A 19515-nucleotide genomic window follows, 5' to 3' on the forward strand; every position below is an offset into this window, starting at 1 on the left:
GTGTAGCTCTTACCTCGGTTCGGAGGACGCCGGATAGAGGTCGTGCGTCCGGATGTAGTCAAGCACGGCATCGGGCACCAGGAAGCGGATGGACTTCCCGGTGGCCAAGAGGCCGCGGATCTGGGTGGCGGACACCGCGAGCGGGTTCTGCCAGATAAAGGTGATCTGCCCGCCCGGCCCCTTGAGGGCCTGGGGATCGGGCTGACTGCGCGCCGCCAGGAAATCGCGCAATTCCTGGCAGGGCTCGCTGTCGGCGTCGGGTCGTTGCAGGACCAGGATGTGGCACAGCTCCAGCAACTCGCGCCAGCGGTGCCAACTCGGCAGGCCGCAGAAGGCGTCCCAGCCCAGCATGAGCAACAGCTGCACCTCATCGCCGAGTTCGACGCGCAGGCTTTCCAGGGTCTCTATGGTATAGGAGTGGCGCGTCCGGCGCAGTTCCCGGTCATCGACCACCAGGGTCGCGACGTCGGCCACCGCCAGGCGCACCATCGCCAGGCGATCCTCGGCGGAGACGCTGGGCGCCTCGCGATGGGGCGGCCGGGCGCTGGGGATCAGCCGCAATTCGTCCAGCGCCAGGGCCTCGGCCACCTCCAGCGCCGCGCGCAGGTGACCGATGTGCACGGGATCGAAGGTACCGCCGAACAAGCCGATGCGGGTAGGCAGGCTGCTCATCAGCTGCGGACGTGACCGTCGCCGAAGACCACGTATTTCTCGCTGGTCAGCCCTTCCAGGCCCACCGGCCCGCGGGCGTGCAGCTTGTCGGTGGAAATGCCGATCTCGGCGCCCAGGCCGTATTCGAAGCCGTCGGCGAAGCGGGTGGAGGCATTGACCATCACCGACGCCGAATCGACCTCGGTCAGGAAACGCCGGGCGTCGCTGAAGTTCTCGGTGACGATGGCATCGGTATGCTGCGAGCCATAGGCATTGATGTGCTCGATGGCCGCATCGAGGCCATCCACCACCCGGATGGACAGGATCGGTGCGTTGTATTCGGTACGCCAGTCTTCTTCGCTGGCCAGCAGGACATCGGTGCCGAGCAGCGCTCGGGTCCGCTCGCAGCCGCGCAGCTCCACCTGCTTGTCGCGATAGATGGCGGCCAGGGGCGGCAACACCCGCTCGGCGATGGCCGCATGGACCAGCAGCGTCTCCATGGTGTTGCAGGGCGCATAGCGCTGGGTCTTGGCGTTGTCGGCGATGCGAATGGCCTTGTCGACGTCGGCGGCGCGGTCGATGTAGACGTGGCAGATACCGTCCAGGTGCTTGATCACCGGTACCCGGGCATCGCGACTGATGCGCTCGATCAGGCTCTTGCCACCCCGCGGCACGATGACGTCGACGTATTCGGGCATGGTGATCAGCGCGCCCACGGCTGCGCGGTCGGTGGTCTCCACCACCTGGACCAGCTCGGCCGGCAGTTCGGCTTCGGCCAGACCGGCCTGGATGCAGGCGGCGATGGCCTGGTTGGAATGAATGGCTTCGGAGCCGCCGCGCAGGATGGTGGCATTGCCGGACTTGAGGCAGAGACTGGCCGCATCGATGGTCACATTGGGGCGCGACTCGTAGATGATGCCGATGACGCCCAACGGCACACGCATCTTGCCCAGCTGGATGCCCGAGGGCACGTATCTCATGTCGCGAATCTCGCCGATGGGATCGGGCAGCGTCGCCACCTGGCGCAGACCTTCGATCATGTCGTCGATACGCTGGGGCGTCAGCGCCAGACGATCCAGCATGGCGGGGTCCAGACCGTTGGCGCGCGCAGCGGCCAGGTCCTGCTCATTGGCCGCGGTCAGCTCGGCACGACGAGCGTCCAGGGCGGCGGCGGCCGCGAGCAGGGCGCGGTTCTTCTGGGCGGTGCTCGCCCGGGCGGCGACCCGCGACGCGGCACGGGCAGCCTGGCCAAGACGGGTCATGTAGGCGGAGACGGACTCGGTCATGGTCGGCGGCCTGCGAAAGACGGTGGGAAAGCCGCAGAGTATAGCGTCGCCGGGCCCTGCGCGGCCAGCGCCGAGGGGCCTGGCGATGGCATTCGCCTGCTCGATTTGGTTGACTCGCCACGGCCTGTCGGGAATCATCCGCGGCTGTATTTGCCGTTCAGCTTGCGTTCAGCTATTCCCTTATAGCCGAAATCGTCCCCAGCTCTGCGCCAGGTGCTGCAGCGACGCCTACCAGTCTTCACGGAAAGAACCATGCCCAAGCACCTCACCTTGTCCCTTGGTCTGCTCGCCCTTCTGATCCATGCCGACGCGACCTGGGCCGCCGCTGCCGATGCCGCGCCGAGCGCAGCCGCAGTCCAGGCCCTGGAAGCCCAGCTGAAGAAGACGCCCCAGGACCCGGACGCCCTGGGCAAGCTGGGCAGTGCCCGGCTGGCGCAGCAGCGCTGGACCGATGCCGAGCAGTTGCTGACCCAGGCCGTGCAGAAAGGCGGCAAGACCTGGCAGCCGGCGCTGGACGAGGCGCGCTATCACCACCTGCTGGAACGCGCCCATGCCGCCGAGAACAAGCGCGAGCTGGACCAGGCGCGGGATCTCAGCGTGGAAGCCATCCGCCTGAAGCCCGAAGCGGTCGAGGCGCAACTGTTCCTGGCCGGCATCCAGAGCCAGAAGCGTCAGTGGGAGCTGGCCGAGGCCACCTACCGCCAGGTGCTGATGCGCGAGCCGGCCAACGTCGATGCCTACTACGGACGCATCGCCGCGCTCAACGAGCTGGGTCGCACCGAAGAAGCCCTGCAACTCACCAAGAATCTGCAGCCGAGCGCCAAGAATCAGGTCAAGGGCCTGGATCGCCTGCGCGCCGGCCAGGCCATGCAGGAAGCCGAAGCCGCCGAGGCGCGGGGCGATCTGCAGGGTGCATCGCGCCTGCTGGAACAGGCGCGCCAGGAGTCCCCGGAGGATCCCTGGCTGCGCCTGGCCCAGGCTCGCCTGGAGGTCCGCCAGGGCCGGCCGCGCGCCGCCCGCGATCTGGTGGACAGCCTGGTCAAGGATGGCGCCCAGCGCCCCGAGGTGCTCTATGCGAGTGCCCTGCTGTCCAACGAGCTGGGTGAATACCCGCGCGCCATGCAGACCCTGATGCGCATTCCCCAGGCGCAGCGTTCGCCGGACATGAACGCCCTGGCCGCGCGCATCACCTTCAACGAACAACTGGCCGAGACCGTGGCCCTGGCCAAGCAGGGGCGCCGCGAGGAAGCGCGCAGCCTGATGCAGCGCCTGGAAGCCCGCGCCGGTCGCAATCCGGATCTGATCGGCGACCTGGCCGAGGCCTTCGCCACCGCCGGCGATCCCGAGCACGGCCTGGCCCTGCTCAAGCCGATGATCACCGGCGATACCCGCCCAGCGCCCGCCATGCAGCTGCACTACGCCAGCATCCAGCTGCAGCTGAACCAGGACCAGACCGTGGGCAACGTCCTGCGCGACCTGCAGGGCGTGGTGCTCGACAGCGGCGAGAAGCAGCAGTACGACGACCTGCTCGCCCGCTATCGCATCCGTCAGGCCGATCGCCTCACCGACCAGGGCAAGCTGGCCGCCGCCTACGACACCCTGGCCCCGGCGCTCAAGGCCCGTCCCGACGACAAGGCCGCCCAGGCCGCCCTGGCGCGCATGTACCTGGCCAGCGGCGACACCCAGAAGGCCCGCCAGCTCTATCGCGACGTGCTCAGCGACCAGCCGAAGGACGCCGAGCTCTATCTTGGCGCCGCCGAGATCGCCGCCAAATCCCAGGACAGCGTCACCGCCCGCCAGTACCTGGACCAGGCGGTCAAGCTGGGCCAGAGCGATCCCCTGGTGCTGCGCCGCGCCGCCCTGCTCTACCGCGACATCGGCATGGCCGGTACCGCCACCGGCCTGCTGGAGCAGGTGGTCCAGGTGGAGCGCAAGGATCGCGAATCCGCGGCCCGCGCCGCCGGTGCCAGCGACAACCCCTTCGCCGCCCTGCCCGGCCAGACCCGCAGCGATGACGCCCTGGCCGCCGTTCCGGCCGCCGCGGGTGGCAACGCCGGCAGCGCCGACTACGCCTGGAGCGATCCGCTGCAGGCGCAGAAGGCCGCCAACAATCCCTTCAGCGACCTGTCCGTGGTGCCCACCAGCAGCCTGTCGAGCAGCCTGGCCACCGAGCAGATCCTCGGCCAGCTGCAGCGCGAGCGCAGCATCCGCATCACCCAGGGCCTCAGCGTACGCAGCTACGACCCCAGTGGCAGTTCGCGCCAGACCACCGTCAGCGCGCCGCTGGAGATCTCCTTTCCCGCCGGCGACCAGCGCCTGGCCGTGCGCGTCACCCCAACGCGCATCAACGACAGCAGCAGCGACGGCAGCCAGAAGGAAAACGGCGTGGCGGCGTCCATCGCCGTGGAAGACGCGGGCCGCGGCCTCAAGGGCGACATCGGCGTCTCGCCGGTGGGCCTGAGATACAGCACCGTGGTTGGCGGCGCGACCCTGGAGCGCCCGCTGAGCAGCCTGAGCGAGAACCTGCTCTATGCCCTGAGCGTATCGCGCCGTTCGGTGACCGATTCCCTGGCGTCCTATGGCGGCATCCGCGATCCGCGCACCGGCCAGGAGTGGGGCGGCGTCACCGCCAACGGCGGCCTGGCGCGGCTACGCTATGACGACGGTCGCTACGGCTCCTACATCTATGGCGCGGCCCATCGCCTGACCGGCCACGACGTCAAGGACAACGACCGCTTCGAGATCGGCACCGGCGTCTACTACTACCTGCGCAATGGCCCGGACAGCCTGTTCACTGTGGGCCTCTCGGCCACCGCGATCGGCTACGACAACAACCAGAACCACCTGACTTACGGTCATGGCGGCTACTTCAGTCCGCAACGCTACTTCGCCATCGGCGTGCCCCTGGTGTGGGCGCAGCGGGGCGATCTCTGGGCCTACCAGGTGCAGGGCATGCTGGGCGTGCAGACCATTCGCCAGGACGCCGCGGATCGTTATCCGGACGACGCCGCCCTGCAGGCCGCCGCAGAAGCCGCCGGCCAAGGCCAGTACGGCAGCAAGAGCAAGACCGGCGTGGCCTACAGCCTCTCCGCCAATGGCGAATACCGCCTCAGCGGGCAATTCGCCCTGGGCGGTCGCCTGGGCCTGGACAACGCCCAGGACGAGCGCGACGTCAACGGCAACCTCTATCTGCGCTACTTCTTCGAAGAGCAGGAAGGCCGACCGCAACTCTCGCGGCCGCAGCCCTACCGCTCGCGCAACGAAGAGTAAGAAAAAGGGCCCGCACCCGCGGGCCTTTTTCTTGCCCATCAGACTTGATCGAGAGCCGGTCCCGCCTTCCGACAAACCCCGCCACAGTTATTGGTCTGGGAAATTCCCGAGCGCGATTTACAATCCCCCGAGCCCCGAGGCGTTGCGTCTCGATCCGCGTCCTTGAGGCAACCAAGGCTTTCCCCATGGGTCTGAGGACGCAACCCCCAGCCCCCAGGAAGCCTTTCGATGACGGAACTGCTAGACGGCCTGACCCAGTGGATCAACCAGCACCACCAGTGGCTGGGCGTGGCCATCTTCATTATCTCCTTTCTCGAGTGCCTGGCCCTGGCCGGGCTGGTAGTGCCCGGCACGGTGATCCTGTTCGCCGTGGCCGCCGCCGCCGGCAATGGCGCGCTCAACCTCTTCGATACCCTGCTGCTGGGCTTTCTGGGCGGCATCCTGGGCGATGCGGTGTCCTATTTCATCGGTCGGCGCTTCCATGAAGGCATCCGCCGCCTGCCCGGCCTGCGTACCCATCCGGAATGGATCGGCTCGGCCGAGGGCTTCATCCACAGATACGGCGTGGCCAGTCTGCTGGTCGGCCGCTTCATTGGTCCGCTGCGCCCGCTGCTGCCGCTGATCGCCGGCATGCTCGACATGCCCCTGGTCAAATTCGTCAGCGTCAGCCTGGTGGCCGCCGCCGGCTGGTCCATCGCCTATCTCGGCCCGGGCTGGGTGACCGGCGCCGCCTTCCGCCTGCCGCTGCCGGAGGGCTTCTGGCAACAGGCCGGCATCGTCTTCGGTGGCGCGGCGGTGCTGCTGACGGTGGTGGCCCACGGCGCCTGGCGCGAGCGCGCCGGCACCACCCTGATCAGCGGCGCCCTCTGCCTGGCCGGGCTGCTGGCCTTGCTGTTCGGCTGGCACCACCTGCGCGCCTTCGATGAAGGCCTGATGGCGCTGGTCCAGGAGCATCGCGAGGGCTGGCTCAATCTGGTCGCGGTGGTCATCACCCGCATGGGCGATTTCCGCACCCAGCTGATCCTGGCCGCCGTGCTGATCCTGGTGCTGGCCGCCTTCCGCCAGTGGCGCCCGCTGCTGTTCGCCCTGGGCACCACCCTGGGGACCGCCCTGGCCAACGGCCAGTTGAAGAATCTGCTGGCCCGCGCTCGCCCGGACGTGCTCGCCGAGCCGCTGACTACCTACAGCCTGCCCAGCGGCCACAGTTCGGCCTCCTTCGCCTTCTTCCTGACCCTGGGCATCCTCGTCGGCCGCCGCTACGGTCCGCGCGGGCGCCTTGCCTGGCTGGTGATCGCCGCCCTGCCGGCGGTGCTCATCGCCCTCAGCCGCGTCTACCTGGGCGTGCACTGGCCCACCGATATCCTGGCCGGCGCCCTGCTCGCCGGGGGCTTCTGCGGCCTGAGCCTGGCGCTGCTGCAGAAGACCGGCGGCAATCGCCTGGAGCCAATCCCGACGCGGACCTGGTGGGTACTGCTGCCGCTGGTGGTGCTGGTGCTGGCCTTCGCCGCCGGCTGGGCCCTGCCGGAAGCCATCGAGCGCTATGCGCCCAGGCTGTAAAGCGGGCGCGAACCAAAAAATCCGGGCGCGGTCCTGCAGTTCCGGTTCGGTTGTGGTCTGAACGCCTGGAACTGCAGAAGTGGCTGGGGAGAAATAACCGATGGCAGCGCAGATTGCCGACTGGAACGAACTGGATTTTCTCGCCGGCGGCGGTGACATGGGCGCCCGGCTGCGCACCCACGACTGGTCGGAGTCGCCCCTGGGCGCTCCGTCCCAATGGCCGCAATCTCTCAGGTCCGCGCTGAGCATCTGCCTGAATTCCAGCTTTCCCACCGCCATCTACTGGGGCCCCGACCTGCTGCTGCTCTACAACGACGCCTGGGCGCCGATTCCCGCCGAGCGGCATCCCTGGGCCCTGGGTCGCCCGGCGCAGGAGGTCTGGCAGGACATCTGGCCGGTGGTGGGGCCGCAATTCACGCAGGTCCTGACCACGGGCCAGGGCTTCTCGGTGTTCGACCAGTTGCTGCCGATGGTGCGCCAGGGGGTGGTCACCGAGACCTACTGGAATTACAGCTTCACCCCGATCCGTGGCGAAGGCGGCGAGATCGCCGGGGTGTTCAACCAGGGCCACGAGACCACCCAGCGTATCCTCGACGAGCGCCGTCGCGCCGCGGATGCCGCCCGCCAACGGCGGATGTTCGAACAGGCGCCCGGCTTCGTCGCCATCGTGCGCGGCCCGGACCACGTCTTCGACTTCGTCAACGTCGCCTTCAGCCGGCTGTTCGATGGTCGGCCCCGGGAAGGCCTCACGGTGCGCGAGGTCTTTCCCGAACTGCAGAATCAGGGCTACTTCGAGTGGCTCGAGCAGGTCTATCGCAGCGGTCGGCGGTTCGTCGCCGAGCACCAGCCGCTGCGCCTGGAAACCGCGGGCGAACCGGTCCGCACCCTTTACCTGGATTTCATCTACGAACCCCTGACCGACGAAGCCGGCCAGGTAATCGGCATCTTCTGCCTGGGACAGGACGTCACCGAAGCCCATCTGGCGCGAGCCGCCCTGGAGGCCAGCGAACGACGCTTTCGCACCGCCCTGGAGATCGAGACGGTAGGCGCCCTCTGCTTCGATGCCGAGGGGCGGCTGATCGATGCCAATGACGCCTTCCTGCGCATGAGTGGCCATGACCACGGGGATCTGGCGACCGGCCGTATCGCCTGGCCCGCGCCGATGCTGCAGTGCATCGACGACCAGTCACCGCCCGAGGAGCGCAACTACCGGCGCCGCGACGGCTCGACCGGCTGGGCATTGGTGGCGGCCAAGCGCCTGCCCGATGGCAGTGCCTTCGAATTCCTGGTGGACATCAGCGACCGCAAGCAGGCCGAGGCGGAGTTGCGCGAGGAAACCCGCACCCTCGAAGCGCTCAAGCGCATCGACACGGAGCTGGCCAGCCAACTGGATCTGGCGCACCTGGTGCAGACCGTGACCGATGCCGGAGTGGAACTGACCGGAGCGGATTTCGGCGCCTACTTCAATCAACGCCACGAAGCGGATGGCGGGCGCCTGCAGCGCTTCACCCTGTCCGGCGTCGAAAGGGACCTGTTCGAGCAGTTCGGCGAATCCGGCGCCACCGCCCTGTTTGTCACCACCCTGGGCCGCGCGGGCGTGGTCCGCAGTGACGACCTGGCGAGCGATCCTCGGCTTGGCCATGCCCTGGCACCTCCAGGCAGCAGCGGGGGCCGCCTGCCGGTGCGCAGCTATCTGGCCGTCCCGGTAGTGGCCCGCAGCGGTGCGGTGCTCGGCGGACTGGGCTTCGGCCATCCCGAACCAGGGCGCTTCAACGCCCGCCACGAACGCCTGATGGTCGCTCTGGCCGCTCGCGCGGCCATCGCCATCGAGCAGGCCCAGCTGTTCCAGGCGGTGCGGACCGCCAACGAGACCCTCGAACAGCGGGTGATCGAGCGCACCGCCGAACTGACCCAGGCGCAGCAGGCGCTGCACCAGGCGCAGAAGATGGAAGCCATCGGCCAGTTGACCGGTGGCATCGCCCATGACTTCAACAACCTGCTGGCCGGCATCATCGGCAGCCTGGAGTTGATCGAGCGCCGCCTGCAGCAGAACCGGACCGACCAGCTCGACCGGCTGTTCGGCGGCGCCCAGGCCTACGCCGCGCGCGCGGCCTCCCTGACCCAGCGGTTGCTGGCCTTTTCCCGGCGGCAGACGCTGGAACCCAAGCCCACCGACGTCAACGAACTGATGCTGGCCATGGAAGAGCTAATCCGCCGCAGCGTCGGCCCGGCGATCGAGGTGCAGGCCGAGCCGGCGGAGCCGCTCTGGCCAACGGTGATCGATGCGGTGCAGCTGGAAAGCGCCCTGCTCAACCTGGCGATCAACGCCCGGGACGCCATGCCCCAGGGCGGCCAGCTGCGGCTGTCCACGGCCAATCTGTCCGAGGACGCACCCGAGCGACCGGACGATCTGCCTGCCGGAGACTATGTGAGAGTCAAGGTGAGCGACACCGGTACCGGCATTGCGCCGGAGACCGTGGAGCGGATCTTCGATCCCTTCTTTACCACCAAGCCGCCGGGTCAGGGTACCGGACTGGGCCTGTCCATGGTGCACGGCTTCGTGCATCAGTCGGGTGGCCAGATCCAGGTCGACACCACGCCGGGCGTGGGTACCTGCATCTCGCTCTATCTGCCACGGGCGCCGGAGGACGACGCCCGCACGCCCTGAGCGACGCCTGGCGGCGCCGCTCGGCCGACCTCAGAGGCCGGCGCCATGGGGCGTGGTGCCGCCCTTCATCTGCGATTGCAGGTAGTTCTGCAGACCGATCTTGTCGATCAGGCCCAGCTGCTGCTCCAGCCAGTAGGCGTGGTCTTCCTCGGTGTCTTCCAGCTGCACCACGAGGATCTCGCGGGTCACGAAGTCCTTGTGCTGGTTGCACAGGGCCACGCCCTGGGCCAGGGCTTCGCGTACCTCGTACTCCAGCGCCAGGTCCGCGCGCAGCATCTCCGGCACGGTCTGGCCGACGGTGATGGCATTGGGTCGCATGTCCGGCGTGCCCTCGAGGAAGAGGATGCGGCGCAGCAGGGCATCGGCGTGCTGGGTTTCCTCTTCCATCTCGTGGCCGATCCGCTCGTACAGGCGCATCAGGCCCCAGTCCTCGTACATCCGCGAGTGGATGAAGTACTGGTCGCGCGCCGCCAGCTCGCCGCGCAGCAGCTGGTTGAGGTAGTTGATGACGTCCGGATGGCCTTGCATGAAAAGAGTCCTGTGCTGTTCAGTGCCCAGTTTAGCGCGCCGGCGCCCGGAGGACGCCGTTCATCGCCCGACCACTGGGGCCGTTCGTCTCATCGCAGCGCTAATCGTTCTGCTTCACGATCAGCTTAGCCAGGGCGGCGGCGGCTCTTCGCGCACGCTGGGCTCGTCCTGCTCGCGCCGCGCGGCCTGGCGGCGCTCCTCGTCGCGCCGGGCGGCCTCGATCTCGCGCATCACCGCATGGACGTCGGCCTGGCCTTCGCGTTCGACGAATTCGCCGGTCAGGCGGGTATTGGCGAACAGCTCGCCCTTCTCGAACAGCGCCCACATCTCCGGCGCATAGCGGGTCTTGCGCAATTCCGGGGCGAAGCGACCGAAATACAGCGCCATGTTCTCCACGTCCCGCGCCAGCAGGCGGAAGGCGTGGTTGTTACCGGCGGCGTCCACCGCCTGGGGCAGGTCGATGATCACCGGGCCGTCCTCGGCCAGCAGCACGTTGAATTCGGAGAGGTCGCCATGGACCAGGCCGGCGCACAGCATGCGCACGATCTGGCCGATCATCAGCTCGTGGTAGCGCAGCGCTTCCTCGGCGGTGAGGGTCACGTCGTTGAGCCGCGGCGCGGCCTCGCCATGGCCGTCGGTGACCAGGTCCATCAGCAGCACGCCGTCGAGGAAGTCGTGGGGCTTGGGTACCCGCACCCCGGCATCGGCCAGGCGATAGAGCGCCGTCACCTCGGCGTTCTGCCAATTGTCCTCGCGCTCGCGGCGACCGAACTTGGAGCCCTTGGCCATGGCGCGGTTTTCCCGACTGCCACGCACCTTGCGCCCCTCCTGATACTCGGCGGCCTGGCGGAAGCTGCGCTTGTCGGCCTCCTTGTAGACCTTGGCGCAACGTACCTGGCTGCCGCAGCGCACCACGTAGACCGCCGCCTCCTTGCCACTCATCAGGGGCCGTATCACCTCATCGACCAAGCCGTCCTCGATCAGCGGCTCGATGCGTTTGGGAATTTTCATCGCCGGTTCCAGCTCCTTCTTGTCGGTCGTCTCGGGGGGACGTGTGAGGCAAGTTTCAAGCCAGACGCCGAGAAAGGGAAGTCGGCGTCGCCCCTGAGCGTGCGACTCATCGAAGCGGACAAGATTCCTCAGCCGTGACCGGTTGCACCCTCAGCCGCCGAAGAAGGCCAGGAACCGCCGCCACTCGGCCTGGGCCTCGGCCAGCTCCACCGGGGCGAAGCGCACCTGGTGATGAGCCGGGCACTGGGCCAGGCGCGCCAGGTCCAGCGGATGGATGAAGCCCAGCAGCGGATAGCCGCCCATGGTCTGGCGATCGGCCATGAGCACGATGGGCTGGCCATCCGGCGGCACCTGGATGGCTCCGGTCACCACCCCAAGCGACCACTGGCGACGCGGGGGCGCCAGGGGAACCTCGCCGGCCAGGCGGATGCCCATGCGATCGGACTGCGGACTGATGCGCCAGGACTGGGTGCAAAGCGCCTGCTGCTGCGCCGGGCCGAAGGCCTCGGCGTCGCCGCCGAGGATCACCCGCAGGGTCGGCACCTCGCGATAGTCCGGCACGAAGCGCGCGGCCGGGCCGCAGCCGTGGGTATGCAGCTCGCTCACCGCCGCGCAGCCCAGTCGCTGCCCGGCGGTGAGCGGCGCGCCCTGGCCTTCCAGCCCGCCCAGGCCTTCGCGTCGGTTGCTGGCCACGCTCCCCAGGGTCGCCGACGCCTGGAAGCCGCCACCGGCGGCGGCCAGGTAGGCGCGCTGCCCGGACTGGGCGAAGCCCAGGCGCAAGCGCGCGCCAGCCCTTACCGGAAAGCACGACCAGGCCGGCAGGGGCTCGCCATCCAGGCGAGCGTCCAGCGGCGCACCGGTCAGCGCCAGCCAGGTGTTGGTCTCGATCTCGAATTCGGCGCCGCCCAGGGCGATCTCCAGCAGCGGCGCCGCGACCGGATTGCCCACCAGGCGATTGGCCCAGCGCGCGGCATGGCCGTCCATGGGCCCCGAGGGCGCCACCCCCAGGTGTTGCCAGCCCTGGCGCCCCAGATCCTGCAGCAGGGTCAGGGGACCGGGCTTGATGACCTGCAGTCCGCTCATGGCTGACCTCCCTGGGCGCGAAAGGCCGCTTCGTCGACGGGTACGAAGCGCACCCGATCACCGGGCGCCAGCAGGCACGGCGGCTCGGCGCGGGCATCGAAGACCGTCCACAGGCAGCGACCGATGAGATTCCAGCCGCCCGGCGACGCCTGGGGATAGACGGCGGTCTGGCGTTCGGCGATGGCCAGGCTGCCGGCGGGTACGTGGGTCCGCGGCGTGCTGCGCCGGGGCAGCGCCAGGCGCTCGTCCAGTTCGCCGAGAAAGGCGAAGCCCGGCATGAAGCCGATGGCGCCCACCTGATAGTCGCGACCGCTGTGCAGAGTGATGACCTCGCCCTCGCTCAGGCCACAGCGCTCGGCCACCTCGGCCAGATCAGGGCCGGCATAGAGCGTCGGCACCTGGTGCAGGCGCCCGCCCTCGCCGGCCGGCGCGGCGCCCGGCCAGTCGGCCAGCAGGGGGTCGAGTCCGGCCTGCAGCTCGGCCAGGGTCAGCTGCAGGGGATCGTAGTGCACCAGCAGGCTGGTCCAGCCCGCCACCAGGTCGGTCACCGCCGGGCCGAAACGCTGGCGAATCCGCTCGCCCAGGCGGGCGATGCGCGGGGGCAGCTCGGCATCGGGATGCTCGGCCAGTTCGAGCAGCAGCGCCGCGACGCCAAAGGGCTTGCAAACGATCATAGGGCATCCAGCGCGGCGCGCAGCCGCCGCAGTACCGCCAGGGATTCGGCGTTGTCACCATGCACGCAGAGGCTGTCGGCCTGCAGCCGCATGGGCTGGCCATCAAAACCGGGAAAGTCTTCGCCGCGGGCGATGGCGACGGCCTGGGCGAGGATGCGCTCGGGGTCGTGATGGACGGCGCCGACCTGGCCACGCGGAGCCAGGGAGCCGTCGGCCAGATAGGCGCGATCGGCGAAGGCCTCCAGCAGCAAGGGCACCCCGGCGGCTTCGGCCAGCTGGCGCTCGCGATCATTGTCGGCCTTGGCCAGCACCATCAGCGGCAGTCCCTGGCGATAGCGGGCGCAGGCGGAGAGCGCGGCGCTCAACAGGGCATCGTCCTTGACCAGGGCGTTGTAGAGGGCGCCATGGGGCTTCACGTACTCGACGCGCACGCCCGCGGCGCGGCAGAAGGCGTCGAGGGCGCCGATCTGGTAGAGGATCATGGCTTCCACCTCGGCCGGGGTGCAGGCCATGGGTCGCCGACCGAAGCCCACCAGATCGGGATAGGCCGGATGGGCGCCGATCTGCACGTCATTGGCCACCGCCAGGGTCACGGCGCGCTGCATGGTCAGGGGATCGGCGGCGTGGAAGCCGCAGGCCAGATTGGCCTGGTCGACCAGGGGAATGGCATGGGCGTCGTCGCCCATGGACCAGGCACCGTAGCTTTCACCGGAATCGCAATTGAGCAGCAGGCGAGCGGGCATGACAGGATCCTCTGAGAAGGTAGCTCGAGTGTCGGAAAGCCGGAGCGCCGCTGTCCAACAAAAGATTCCGGGCGCTGGCGATAAGAAGCTGTTGCAACATCGGGGCTAGACCAGCACCGGCAAGGCGCGCTCCGGCCCCAGCCGCGTGCACCATTCGGCCACTACCGTCTGGCTCAGGGCCACCACCGCCTCGCTCAGCGCCAGGCCGGCGCCGCCATGCCAGCTGGCCTGGACATCGAAGGGTGGCGGGCCGGCCAGCGGCAAGGGCATGAGACTGCCGCGGGCCAATTCCTCGATCACCAGGGCCGGCGGCAGGGCGCCGATGCCGAAGCCCTCGCCCATCAGCTTGATGATGGCCGCCACCGAATTGATGCAGCAGACCCGCGGTTCGGCGATGCCCTCGCGCTGCAAGAGACCAAGGATGTCTTGGTGCGGACGCGAATGGCGGGAAAAGGTGATCAGGCGCTCGCCGGCCAGTTCGGCCAGATTGGCGTAGGGTCGCGCCAGGTGGCTGTCGCTGGCCACCAGCCAGCGCACCGGATAGCTGGCCAGGTGCAGGTTGCGGATGCCCTCGGCGCGCAGCAAATCGGTCTGGAAGATCAGGTCGAGCTGCCCGCGCGCCAGTTGCTCGGCCAGATTCAGCGCCGTGTCCGCGGTCAGTTCCAGCTCGATGGCCGGATAGGTCTGGGTGACCGCGGCGATCAGTTGATCCAGCCAGCTGTGGATCACCGTATCCATCACCCCGATGCGCAGGCGACCTTCTAGGGTCTGGCCATGGCCCAGGGCCTCGTGCAGCTCGCGCTGGGTCGCCAGCATCCGCTCGGCGTAGCCCAGCACCCGATGGCCCTCGGCGGTCAGGCTCACGCCGCGGGAATCGCGCAGGAACAGTTGCACGCCCAGTTCGCTCTCCAGCACGGCGATGCGACTGGAAATGGCCGCCTGGGTGGTGGACAGCTTTTCCGCCGTCAGGCGGAAACTGCCCAGGCGGGCGACCCAGACGAAGGTATCGAGAAAGCGCAGATTCATGGGGACCTCGACAAGGCTACCCCGCCACTTTACCCCCACCGGCGCCTTGTCTGCCCCGCTTTTCCCTATCGGCGGCGAACAGTTTTATTTGCTGGACGCCAGCTCCGCCGGCGGCGAAAGATGCCAGCCGGCGTTATGCCAAGTGACGTCTGACAACAATAACGAGCGGTGCCGCGGGCACTGCCTGGATCAGCCGAAGCCGCCCGCGGCTTCCTACCGTCCGCCGCACCGTCTGCCCGGAGCGCGGTGGACCTGCTGGAGACATCCACCTATGCAAACCACCGTCAACCTCTGGCCGCTGCTGGGCGTGCTGGTCATCGTGGTCGGCTTCGTGCTGAGGTTCAATCCGCTGCTGGTCGTCGCCCTGGCCGCCGTGGCCACCGGAATCGCCGCCCAGTTCAGTCCCGAGGCGCTGCTCGCCGCCATCGGCACCGGCTTCATCAAGGCGCGCGCCCTGCCGCTGATCATCCTGCTGCCGCTGGCGGTGATCGGCCTGCTCGAACGCCACGGTCTGCGCCTGCATGCGCAGAACTGGATCGCCCGCTTTCGCAACGCCACCGTCGGCCGCCTGCTGATCTTCTACCTCTTCGTCCGCGAGACCACCGCCGCCCTGGGGCTGACCAGCCTCGGCGGCCATCCGCAGATGGTCCGCCCGCTGCTGGCGCCCATGGCCGAAGGCACCGCCGAAAAGATTCATGGTCGCCTGCCCGAGGCCCTGCGTCAGCGGCTGCTGGCCTTTTGCGCTGCCACCGACAATGTCGGCCTGTTCTTTGGCGAGGACATCTTCGTCGCCTTTGGCGCCATCGCCCTGATGCACACCTTCCTGCTCGGCGCCGGACTGGATGTCGAACCCCTGCACATCGCCCTCTGGGGCATTCCCACGGCGCTCTGCGCCTTCTTCATCCACGCCCTGCGCCTGCACCGCTTTGATCGCCAGCTCTATCGCGAGCTGACCGCCAACCGGGAGGTGCGGCCATGATCCTGTCGATCCAGTACCTGTTCTGGCTGGCCGGCGCCATCCTGGCGCTGACCGCGGTCATGACGCTGGCCGATCGTCAGCACCCCAAGCGCTGGACCAGCGGTCTGTTCTGGGGCCTGTTCAGCCTGGTCTTCCTGATCGGCGATCGCCTGCCACCCGCCTGGGTGGGTGCCGGGGTGCTGCTGATGGCGGTGCTGGCCGGCTGCGGCGCGGTGGGCAGCGGGCATCACGTGACTCGCCCCGAACGCGAGACCCGCGCCAGCGCCGGACGCCTGGGCAATCGCCTGTTCATTCCGGCGCTGGCCATTCCGGTGGTGACGGTGATCGGCAGCGTCTTGCTCAAGGACGTGCAGATCGCCGGCCTGCCGCTGCTCGACCCGAAGAACGTCACCTTCGTTTCCCTCGGCCTGGGCGCCCTGGTGGCCCTGGCGCTGGCCTGCTGGCTGACCCGCGACACCCCGATCCAGGCGATGCGCGAATCGCGCCGCCTGACCGATGCCCTGGGCTGGTCGCTGGTGCTGCCCCAGGCCCTGGCCATGCTCGGCCTGGTCTTTACCGACGCCGGCGTCGGCAAGGCGGTGGCGCACCTGGCCACCGCCTACGTGGCCCTCGACCTGCGCCTGGTGGCGGTGGTGGTCTATGTGGTGGGCATGGCCGCCTTCACCGTCATCATGGGCAACGGCTTCGCCGCCTTCCCGGTGATGACCGGCGGCATCGGCGTGCCGGTGCTGGTGGGCGTATACCACGCCGATCCGGCGGTGATGGCCGCCATCGGCATGTTCTCCGGCTACTGCGGCACCCTGATGACGCCCATGGCGGCCAACTTCAACATCGTCCCGGCGGCCCTGCTGGAGCTGGACGACAAGAATGCCGTGATCAAGGCCCAGGTCCCCACCGCCCTGGCGGTGCTGGCCTGCAACGTGGTGCTGCTCTATCTGCTGATGTGAGGTATCCCATGACCCTGTTGCTCACCGGTTTCGCGCCCTTTGGCGGCGAGACCCTCAACCCCTCCTGGGAAGCCGTGCGCCGGCTGGATGGCGAGCGCCTCGGCGATCTGACCGTGGTCGCGGCGCAGCTGCCAACCGAATTCGGCGCCGCGCTCCGGGTGCTGGATGAGCTGCTCGAGCGCCATCGCCCGACCCTGGTGGTGGCGGTCGGCCAGGCCGGCGGGCGGGCCGAGCTGTCGCTGGAGCGCATCGCCATCAACGTCGACGACGCCCGCATCCCCGACAATGCCGGACGCCAGCCCATCGACGAGCCGGTGGTGGCCGGCGGCCCGGCGGCCTATTTCAGCACCCTGCCGATCAAGGCCATGACCCGGGTCCTGCGCGACGCCGGCATTCCTGCGGCGGTGTCCCAGACTGCCGGTACCTTCGTCTGCAACCACGTCTTTTACGGCCTGTTGCATCGCCTGCAGGGCAGCGGGGTACGCGGCGGTTTCATCCATATCCCCTACCTGCCGGCCCAGGCCGCACACCAGCCCGGCGCGTCATCCATGGCCCTGGAGACCCTGATCGCCGGTCTGCGCCTGGCGCTCACCTGCGTGGCGACCACCCAGGCAGACCTGCGCGAAGGCGGCGGCCAACTGGACTGACCCCCGCAGGCGCTGCGGCGGAGGACCACCCGGGCCGGCTGGCCTACAATGCCCCCTCCGCCGCCGCTGCGATTAGCCCATGTCCACCCTGCTTGCCGACTGGCGTCACCCCCTGCTGCACCGCCGCGTCTGGGCCCTGGCCGCGCCCATGATCCTGTCCAATCTCAGCGTGCCGCTGGTGACCCTGGTCGACAGCGCCATCGCCGGTCATCTGCCCGAAGCTCGTCAGCTCGCCGCGGTGGCCATGGGCGGCGCCTTCTATACCGCCCTGCTTGGGATCCTCGGCTTCCTGCGCATGGGCACCACCGGCTTCGCCGCCCAGGCCAGCGGCCGCCGCGACGGCGCCGCCCTGCGCCAGATCCTCCTGCAGGCCGGCCTGCTCGGGCTGGGTCTGTCGCTGCTCCTGCTGCTGGCCGCCAGCCTGGCGCTGGAGCCGTTGCTCGCCTGGCTCGGCCTGGACCCCGCCTTCGCCGACCTGGCCGCGCGCTTTCTGTACCTGCGCCTGCTCGGCCTGCCCGCGGCGCTGCTCAGTTACGCGGTGATCGGCTGGCTGCTCGGTACCCAGGATGCGCGCACGCCGCTGGTGCTACTGCTCACCACCAATGCTCTGAACCTGCTGCTGGTGACCGGCTTCGTGCTCGGCCTCGGCGCCGGGGTGCAGGGCATCGCCCTGGCCTCGGTGCTGGCGGAATGGAGCGGCATGCTGCTCGGCCTCTGGCTGGTGCTGCGCCGCCTGCGGCTGTGGCCCGGCCGGATTGATCGCCCGGCGCTACGTCTCCTCGCCAGCTGGCGACCGTTGCTGGCGGTCAATCGCGACATCTTCATCCGCTCCCTGGCGCTGCAGGCGGTGTTCCTGCTGTTCGCCGCCCAGGGCGCCCAGCTGGGCGAGACCACGGTGGCGGTCAACGCCCTGCTGCTCAATGGCCTGCTGGTCACCGCCTTCGCCCTCGACGGCCTCGCCCATGCGGTGGAGGCCCTGGCCGGCCATGCCCTGGGCGCCCGCGAGGGCGCTACCCTGCGCCGGGTGCTGGTAATCGCCGGCGGCTGGTCGCTGCTGGCCAGCCTCGGCTTCGCCCTGGCCTTCGCCCTGGGCGGCGATCTGTTCGTCGCCCTGCAGAGCGACATCGCCGCGGTACGCGAGGCGGCTCACGCCTACCTGCCCTATCTGGCCGTGCTGCCGCTGATCGCCATGGTCAGCTACCTGCTGGACGGCCTCTTCATCGGCGCCACCCGCGCCCGGGAGATGCGCAACTCGATGCTGCTGGCGCTGTTGCTGGCGCTGCCGCTCGGCTGGCTGCTGCGCGGCCTCGGCAACCACGGCCTGTGGCTGGCCTTTCTCGCCTTCATGGCGCTGCGCGGCCTGATCTCCGCCCTGCTCGCCTGGCGCCTGGCCCACCGCGAAGGCTGGCTCAGCGACGACGGCAGCGCCTGACGCTGCGGAACCGCCGGGTCGGCGCTCCCCTCAAAGTCGGACATCCCCTGCCGAGAGCGCTGCCATGAGCGAAGACACCCGCGATCAGGAACCCCTGGACACCCCCGCCGACGGCGACGACGTCCCCGAGCACCAGAAGCCGGAAAATCTGGAAAAGCTCAAGGATTACGGCAAGGACCAGATTCCGCCCGGCATCGCCTGACGCCAACCCTGAACCTCTCGACAAAAGCCGTCGACAGCGGTGGCAAAGCCCCGGCGGAGCTCTTAGCATCCGTCGGGTTGAGTGGGCCCAAGGGCCTTTGTGAAGGGAATCCGGATCACCATGACCGTCAGGTCCTACCTGTCGCCTCTGCGCGCGCCCCTGTTGGCGCTACTGGCGCTTGTCCCGGCGCTGGCCCAGGCCGTCGACGGCTACGCCGGGATCGCCTTCGGCACCGAGCAGAAAGCCTTTCTGGCGAAAAAGCTCTGCACCTTCCTGCCGCGCAAGATCGACGTCGTCGGCGTCGAGTATTTCGAGTGCACCGACCTGACCTTCGCCGGTGAAAAGGTCGAGGCCGGCGCCTTCTTCATCGATGGTCGCTTCCTGCGCCTGTCCATCGTCACGCCCCTGGCGCAGTCCTTCCTGATCGCCGAAGGCCTCACCCAGAAGTACGGCAAGCCCTCTTCCCAGTCGTCGGCCGCCGCCTTCGAGCGCCTGACCCAGGACGACGACGCCCAGGCCTATCTGGCCTTCGATCACGACACCGTCGTCTACAAGTTCAGCGCCCAGGCGGCACGCAAGAAGCAGGTCCTGCTGATCTATACCTCGCCGCGCTACGAGCCCCTGCTCAAGGAGAAGCAGCTGCAGTTCGTCAAAGATTCTCTCTAAACATCCGGTTACAGCTCGTCGGACAATTGGGCCTTTGGCCATCAAAGTGTTGCCCCGTTCACGTATGGCCGGAAACAAGCCATGAACAATGGCAGATAGCCACGGTCAGAACGCGGGCAAGGAGCCCCTTCCTGTAACCGGCTAC

At 68.7% G+C, this 19515-nt stretch carries 17 protein-coding genes; 9 read left to right on the forward strand and 8 right to left on the reverse strand.

Going from position 1 to position 19515, the window contains the following annotated elements; all coding sequences use genetic code 11:
- Positions 1-9 precede the first annotated feature (9 nt).
- Complete coding sequence (gene nadD, locus EC839_RS07720) at positions 10-672, reverse strand: nicotinate-nucleotide adenylyltransferase (RefSeq protein WP_007159670.1); 663 nt, start codon at positions 670-672, stop codon at positions 10-12.
- Positions 672-1937 carry a glutamate-5-semialdehyde dehydrogenase gene (locus tag EC839_RS07725; protein ID WP_007159671.1) on the reverse strand — a complete coding sequence of 422 codons (1266 nt, stop codon included), beginning with the start codon at positions 1935-1937 and terminating at the stop codon, positions 672-674. Before EC839_RS07725 ends, nadD begins: the two co-directional genes overlap by 1 nt.
- Positions 1938-2189: 252 nt before the next feature.
- Here EC839_RS07725 and EC839_RS07730 point away from each other — a divergent pair, with 252 nt between their 5' ends.
- The 3 genes from EC839_RS07730 to EC839_RS07740 all read left to right on the forward strand — a co-directional run bounded on the left by EC839_RS07730 (position 2190) and on the right by EC839_RS07740 (position 9432).
- Positions 2190-5207: a cellulose biosynthesis protein BcsC gene (locus tag EC839_RS07730; protein WP_007159672.1), complete on the forward strand. Its 3018-nt coding sequence runs from the start codon at positions 2190-2192 to the stop codon at positions 5205-5207.
- Positions 5208-5435: 228 nt separating this feature from the next.
- Positions 5436-6764 carry a bifunctional DedA family/phosphatase PAP2 family protein gene (locus EC839_RS07735; protein ID WP_007159673.1) on the forward strand — a complete coding sequence of 443 codons (1329 nt, stop codon included), beginning with the start codon at positions 5436-5438 and terminating at the stop codon, positions 6762-6764.
- Positions 6765-6864: 100 nt separating this feature from the next.
- Positions 6865-9432: an ATP-binding protein gene (locus tag EC839_RS07740; RefSeq protein ID WP_132832494.1), complete on the forward strand. Its 2568-nt coding sequence runs from the start codon at positions 6865-6867 to the stop codon at positions 9430-9432.
- Positions 9433-9462: 30 nt separating this feature from the next.
- Here EC839_RS07740 and bfr read toward each other — a convergent pair whose 3' ends face one another.
- The 6 genes from bfr to EC839_RS07770 form a co-directional block, all read right to left on the reverse strand.
- The gene (bfr, locus tag EC839_RS07745; protein WP_007159675.1) at positions 9463-9960 is read right to left on the reverse strand and encodes a bacterioferritin; all 498 of its coding nucleotides are present in this window, start codon (positions 9958-9960) and stop codon (positions 9463-9465) included.
- 120 nt (positions 9961-10080) lie between these two features.
- The gene (locus EC839_RS07750; protein ID WP_007159676.1) at positions 10081-10971 is read right to left on the reverse strand and encodes a PA4780 family RIO1-like protein kinase; all 891 of its coding nucleotides are present in this window, start codon (positions 10969-10971) and stop codon (positions 10081-10083) included.
- Positions 10972-11121: 150 nt separating this feature from the next.
- Positions 11122-12054 carry a biotin-dependent carboxyltransferase family protein gene (locus EC839_RS07755; protein WP_007159677.1) on the reverse strand — a complete coding sequence of 311 codons (933 nt, stop codon included), beginning with the start codon at positions 12052-12054 and terminating at the stop codon, positions 11122-11124.
- A complete protein-coding gene (gene pxpB / locus EC839_RS07760) occupies positions 12051-12728 on the reverse strand; it encodes a 5-oxoprolinase subunit PxpB (protein WP_007159678.1) in 678 nt (225 codons plus the stop codon). The genes EC839_RS07755 and pxpB overlap by 4 nt, the downstream gene beginning before the upstream one ends.
- Positions 12725-13471, reverse strand: coding sequence for a 5-oxoprolinase subunit PxpA (locus tag EC839_RS07765; protein ID WP_007159679.1), 747 nt, complete (start codon positions 13469-13471; stop codon positions 12725-12727). Before EC839_RS07765 ends, pxpB begins: the two co-directional genes overlap by 4 nt.
- 105 nt (positions 13472-13576) lie before the next feature.
- Positions 13577-14497 carry a LysR family transcriptional regulator gene (locus EC839_RS07770; RefSeq protein ID WP_007159680.1) on the reverse strand — a complete coding sequence of 307 codons (921 nt, stop codon included), beginning with the start codon at positions 14495-14497 and terminating at the stop codon, positions 13577-13579.
- 271 nt (positions 14498-14768) lie between these two features.
- Here EC839_RS07770 and EC839_RS07775 point away from each other — a divergent pair, with 271 nt between their 5' ends.
- From EC839_RS07775 to EC839_RS07795, 6 genes are all read left to right on the forward strand, one after another.
- Positions 14769-15476, forward strand: coding sequence for a DUF969 domain-containing protein (locus EC839_RS07775; RefSeq protein WP_007159681.1), 708 nt, complete (start codon positions 14769-14771; stop codon positions 15474-15476).
- Positions 15473-16423, forward strand: a complete 951-nt coding sequence (locus EC839_RS07780) for a DUF979 domain-containing protein (RefSeq protein ID WP_007159682.1) — start codon at positions 15473-15475, stop codon at positions 16421-16423. The genes EC839_RS07775 and EC839_RS07780 overlap by 4 nt, the downstream gene beginning before the upstream one ends.
- A gap of 8 nt (positions 16424-16431) precedes the next feature.
- Positions 16432-17070 (forward strand): pyroglutamyl-peptidase I, encoded by a 639-nt coding sequence (pcp, locus tag EC839_RS07785; protein WP_007159683.1) that lies wholly within the window; start codon positions 16432-16434, stop codon positions 17068-17070.
- 79 nt (positions 17071-17149) lie between these two features.
- A complete protein-coding gene (locus tag EC839_RS07790) occupies positions 17150-18502 on the forward strand; it encodes an MATE family efflux transporter (protein ID WP_007159684.1) in 1353 nt (450 codons plus the stop codon).
- 64 nt (positions 18503-18566) lie between these two features.
- Positions 18567-18704, forward strand: a complete 138-nt coding sequence (locus tag EC839_RS24130; RefSeq protein WP_007159685.1) for a hypothetical protein — start codon at positions 18567-18569, stop codon at positions 18702-18704.
- A 120-nt stretch (positions 18705-18824) separates the two neighbouring features.
- Complete coding sequence (locus EC839_RS07795; RefSeq protein ID WP_007159686.1) at positions 18825-19370, forward strand: hypothetical protein; 546 nt, start codon at positions 18825-18827, stop codon at positions 19368-19370.
- The last annotated feature ends 145 nt before the right edge of the window (positions 19371-19515 follow it).

Origin of the sequence: Pseudomonas sp. JUb52 (genome assembly GCF_004341115.1) — a bacterium.
Taxonomy (GTDB): Bacteria; Pseudomonadota; Gammaproteobacteria; order Pseudomonadales; family Pseudomonadaceae; genus Chryseomonas; species Chryseomonas oryzihabitans.

Coding starts and splice junctions, on each gene's coding strand:
- nadD (WP_007159670.1), bottom strand. CDS start 672: ATGAGCAGCCTGCCTACCCGCATCGGCTTGTTCGGCGGTACCTTCGAT.
- EC839_RS07725 (WP_007159671.1), bottom strand. CDS start 1,937: ATGACCGAGTCCGTCTCCGCCTACATGACCCGTCTTGGCCAGGCTGCC.
- EC839_RS07730 (WP_007159672.1), top strand. CDS start 2,190: ATGCCCAAGCACCTCACCTTGTCCCTTGGTCTGCTCGCCCTTCTGATC.
- EC839_RS07735 (WP_007159673.1), top strand. CDS start 5,436: ATGACGGAACTGCTAGACGGCCTGACCCAGTGGATCAACCAGCACCAC.
- EC839_RS07740 (WP_132832494.1), top strand. CDS start 6,865: ATGGCAGCGCAGATTGCCGACTGGAACGAACTGGATTTTCTCGCCGGC.
- bfr (WP_007159675.1), bottom strand. CDS start 9,960: ATGCAAGGCCATCCGGACGTCATCAACTACCTCAACCAGCTGCTGCGC.
- EC839_RS07750 (WP_007159676.1), bottom strand. CDS start 10,971: ATGAAAATTCCCAAACGCATCGAGCCGCTGATCGAGGACGGCTTGGTC.
- EC839_RS07755 (WP_007159677.1), bottom strand. CDS start 12,054: ATGAGCGGACTGCAGGTCATCAAGCCCGGTCCCCTGACCCTGCTGCAG.
- pxpB (WP_007159678.1), bottom strand. CDS start 12,728: ATGATCGTTTGCAAGCCCTTTGGCGTCGCGGCGCTGCTGCTCGAACTG.
- EC839_RS07765 (WP_007159679.1), bottom strand. CDS start 13,471: ATGCCCGCTCGCCTGCTGCTCAATTGCGATTCCGGTGAAAGCTACGGT.
- EC839_RS07770 (WP_007159680.1), bottom strand. CDS start 14,497: ATGAATCTGCGCTTTCTCGATACCTTCGTCTGGGTCGCCCGCCTGGGC.
- EC839_RS07775 (WP_007159681.1), top strand. CDS start 14,769: ATGCAAACCACCGTCAACCTCTGGCCGCTGCTGGGCGTGCTGGTCATC.
- EC839_RS07780 (WP_007159682.1), top strand. CDS start 15,473: ATGATCCTGTCGATCCAGTACCTGTTCTGGCTGGCCGGCGCCATCCTG.
- pcp (WP_007159683.1), top strand. CDS start 16,432: ATGACCCTGTTGCTCACCGGTTTCGCGCCCTTTGGCGGCGAGACCCTC.
- EC839_RS07790 (WP_007159684.1), top strand. CDS start 17,150: ATGTCCACCCTGCTTGCCGACTGGCGTCACCCCCTGCTGCACCGCCGC.
- EC839_RS24130 (WP_007159685.1), top strand. CDS start 18,567: ATGAGCGAAGACACCCGCGATCAGGAACCCCTGGACACCCCCGCCGAC.
- EC839_RS07795 (WP_007159686.1), top strand. CDS start 18,825: ATGACCGTCAGGTCCTACCTGTCGCCTCTGCGCGCGCCCCTGTTGGCG.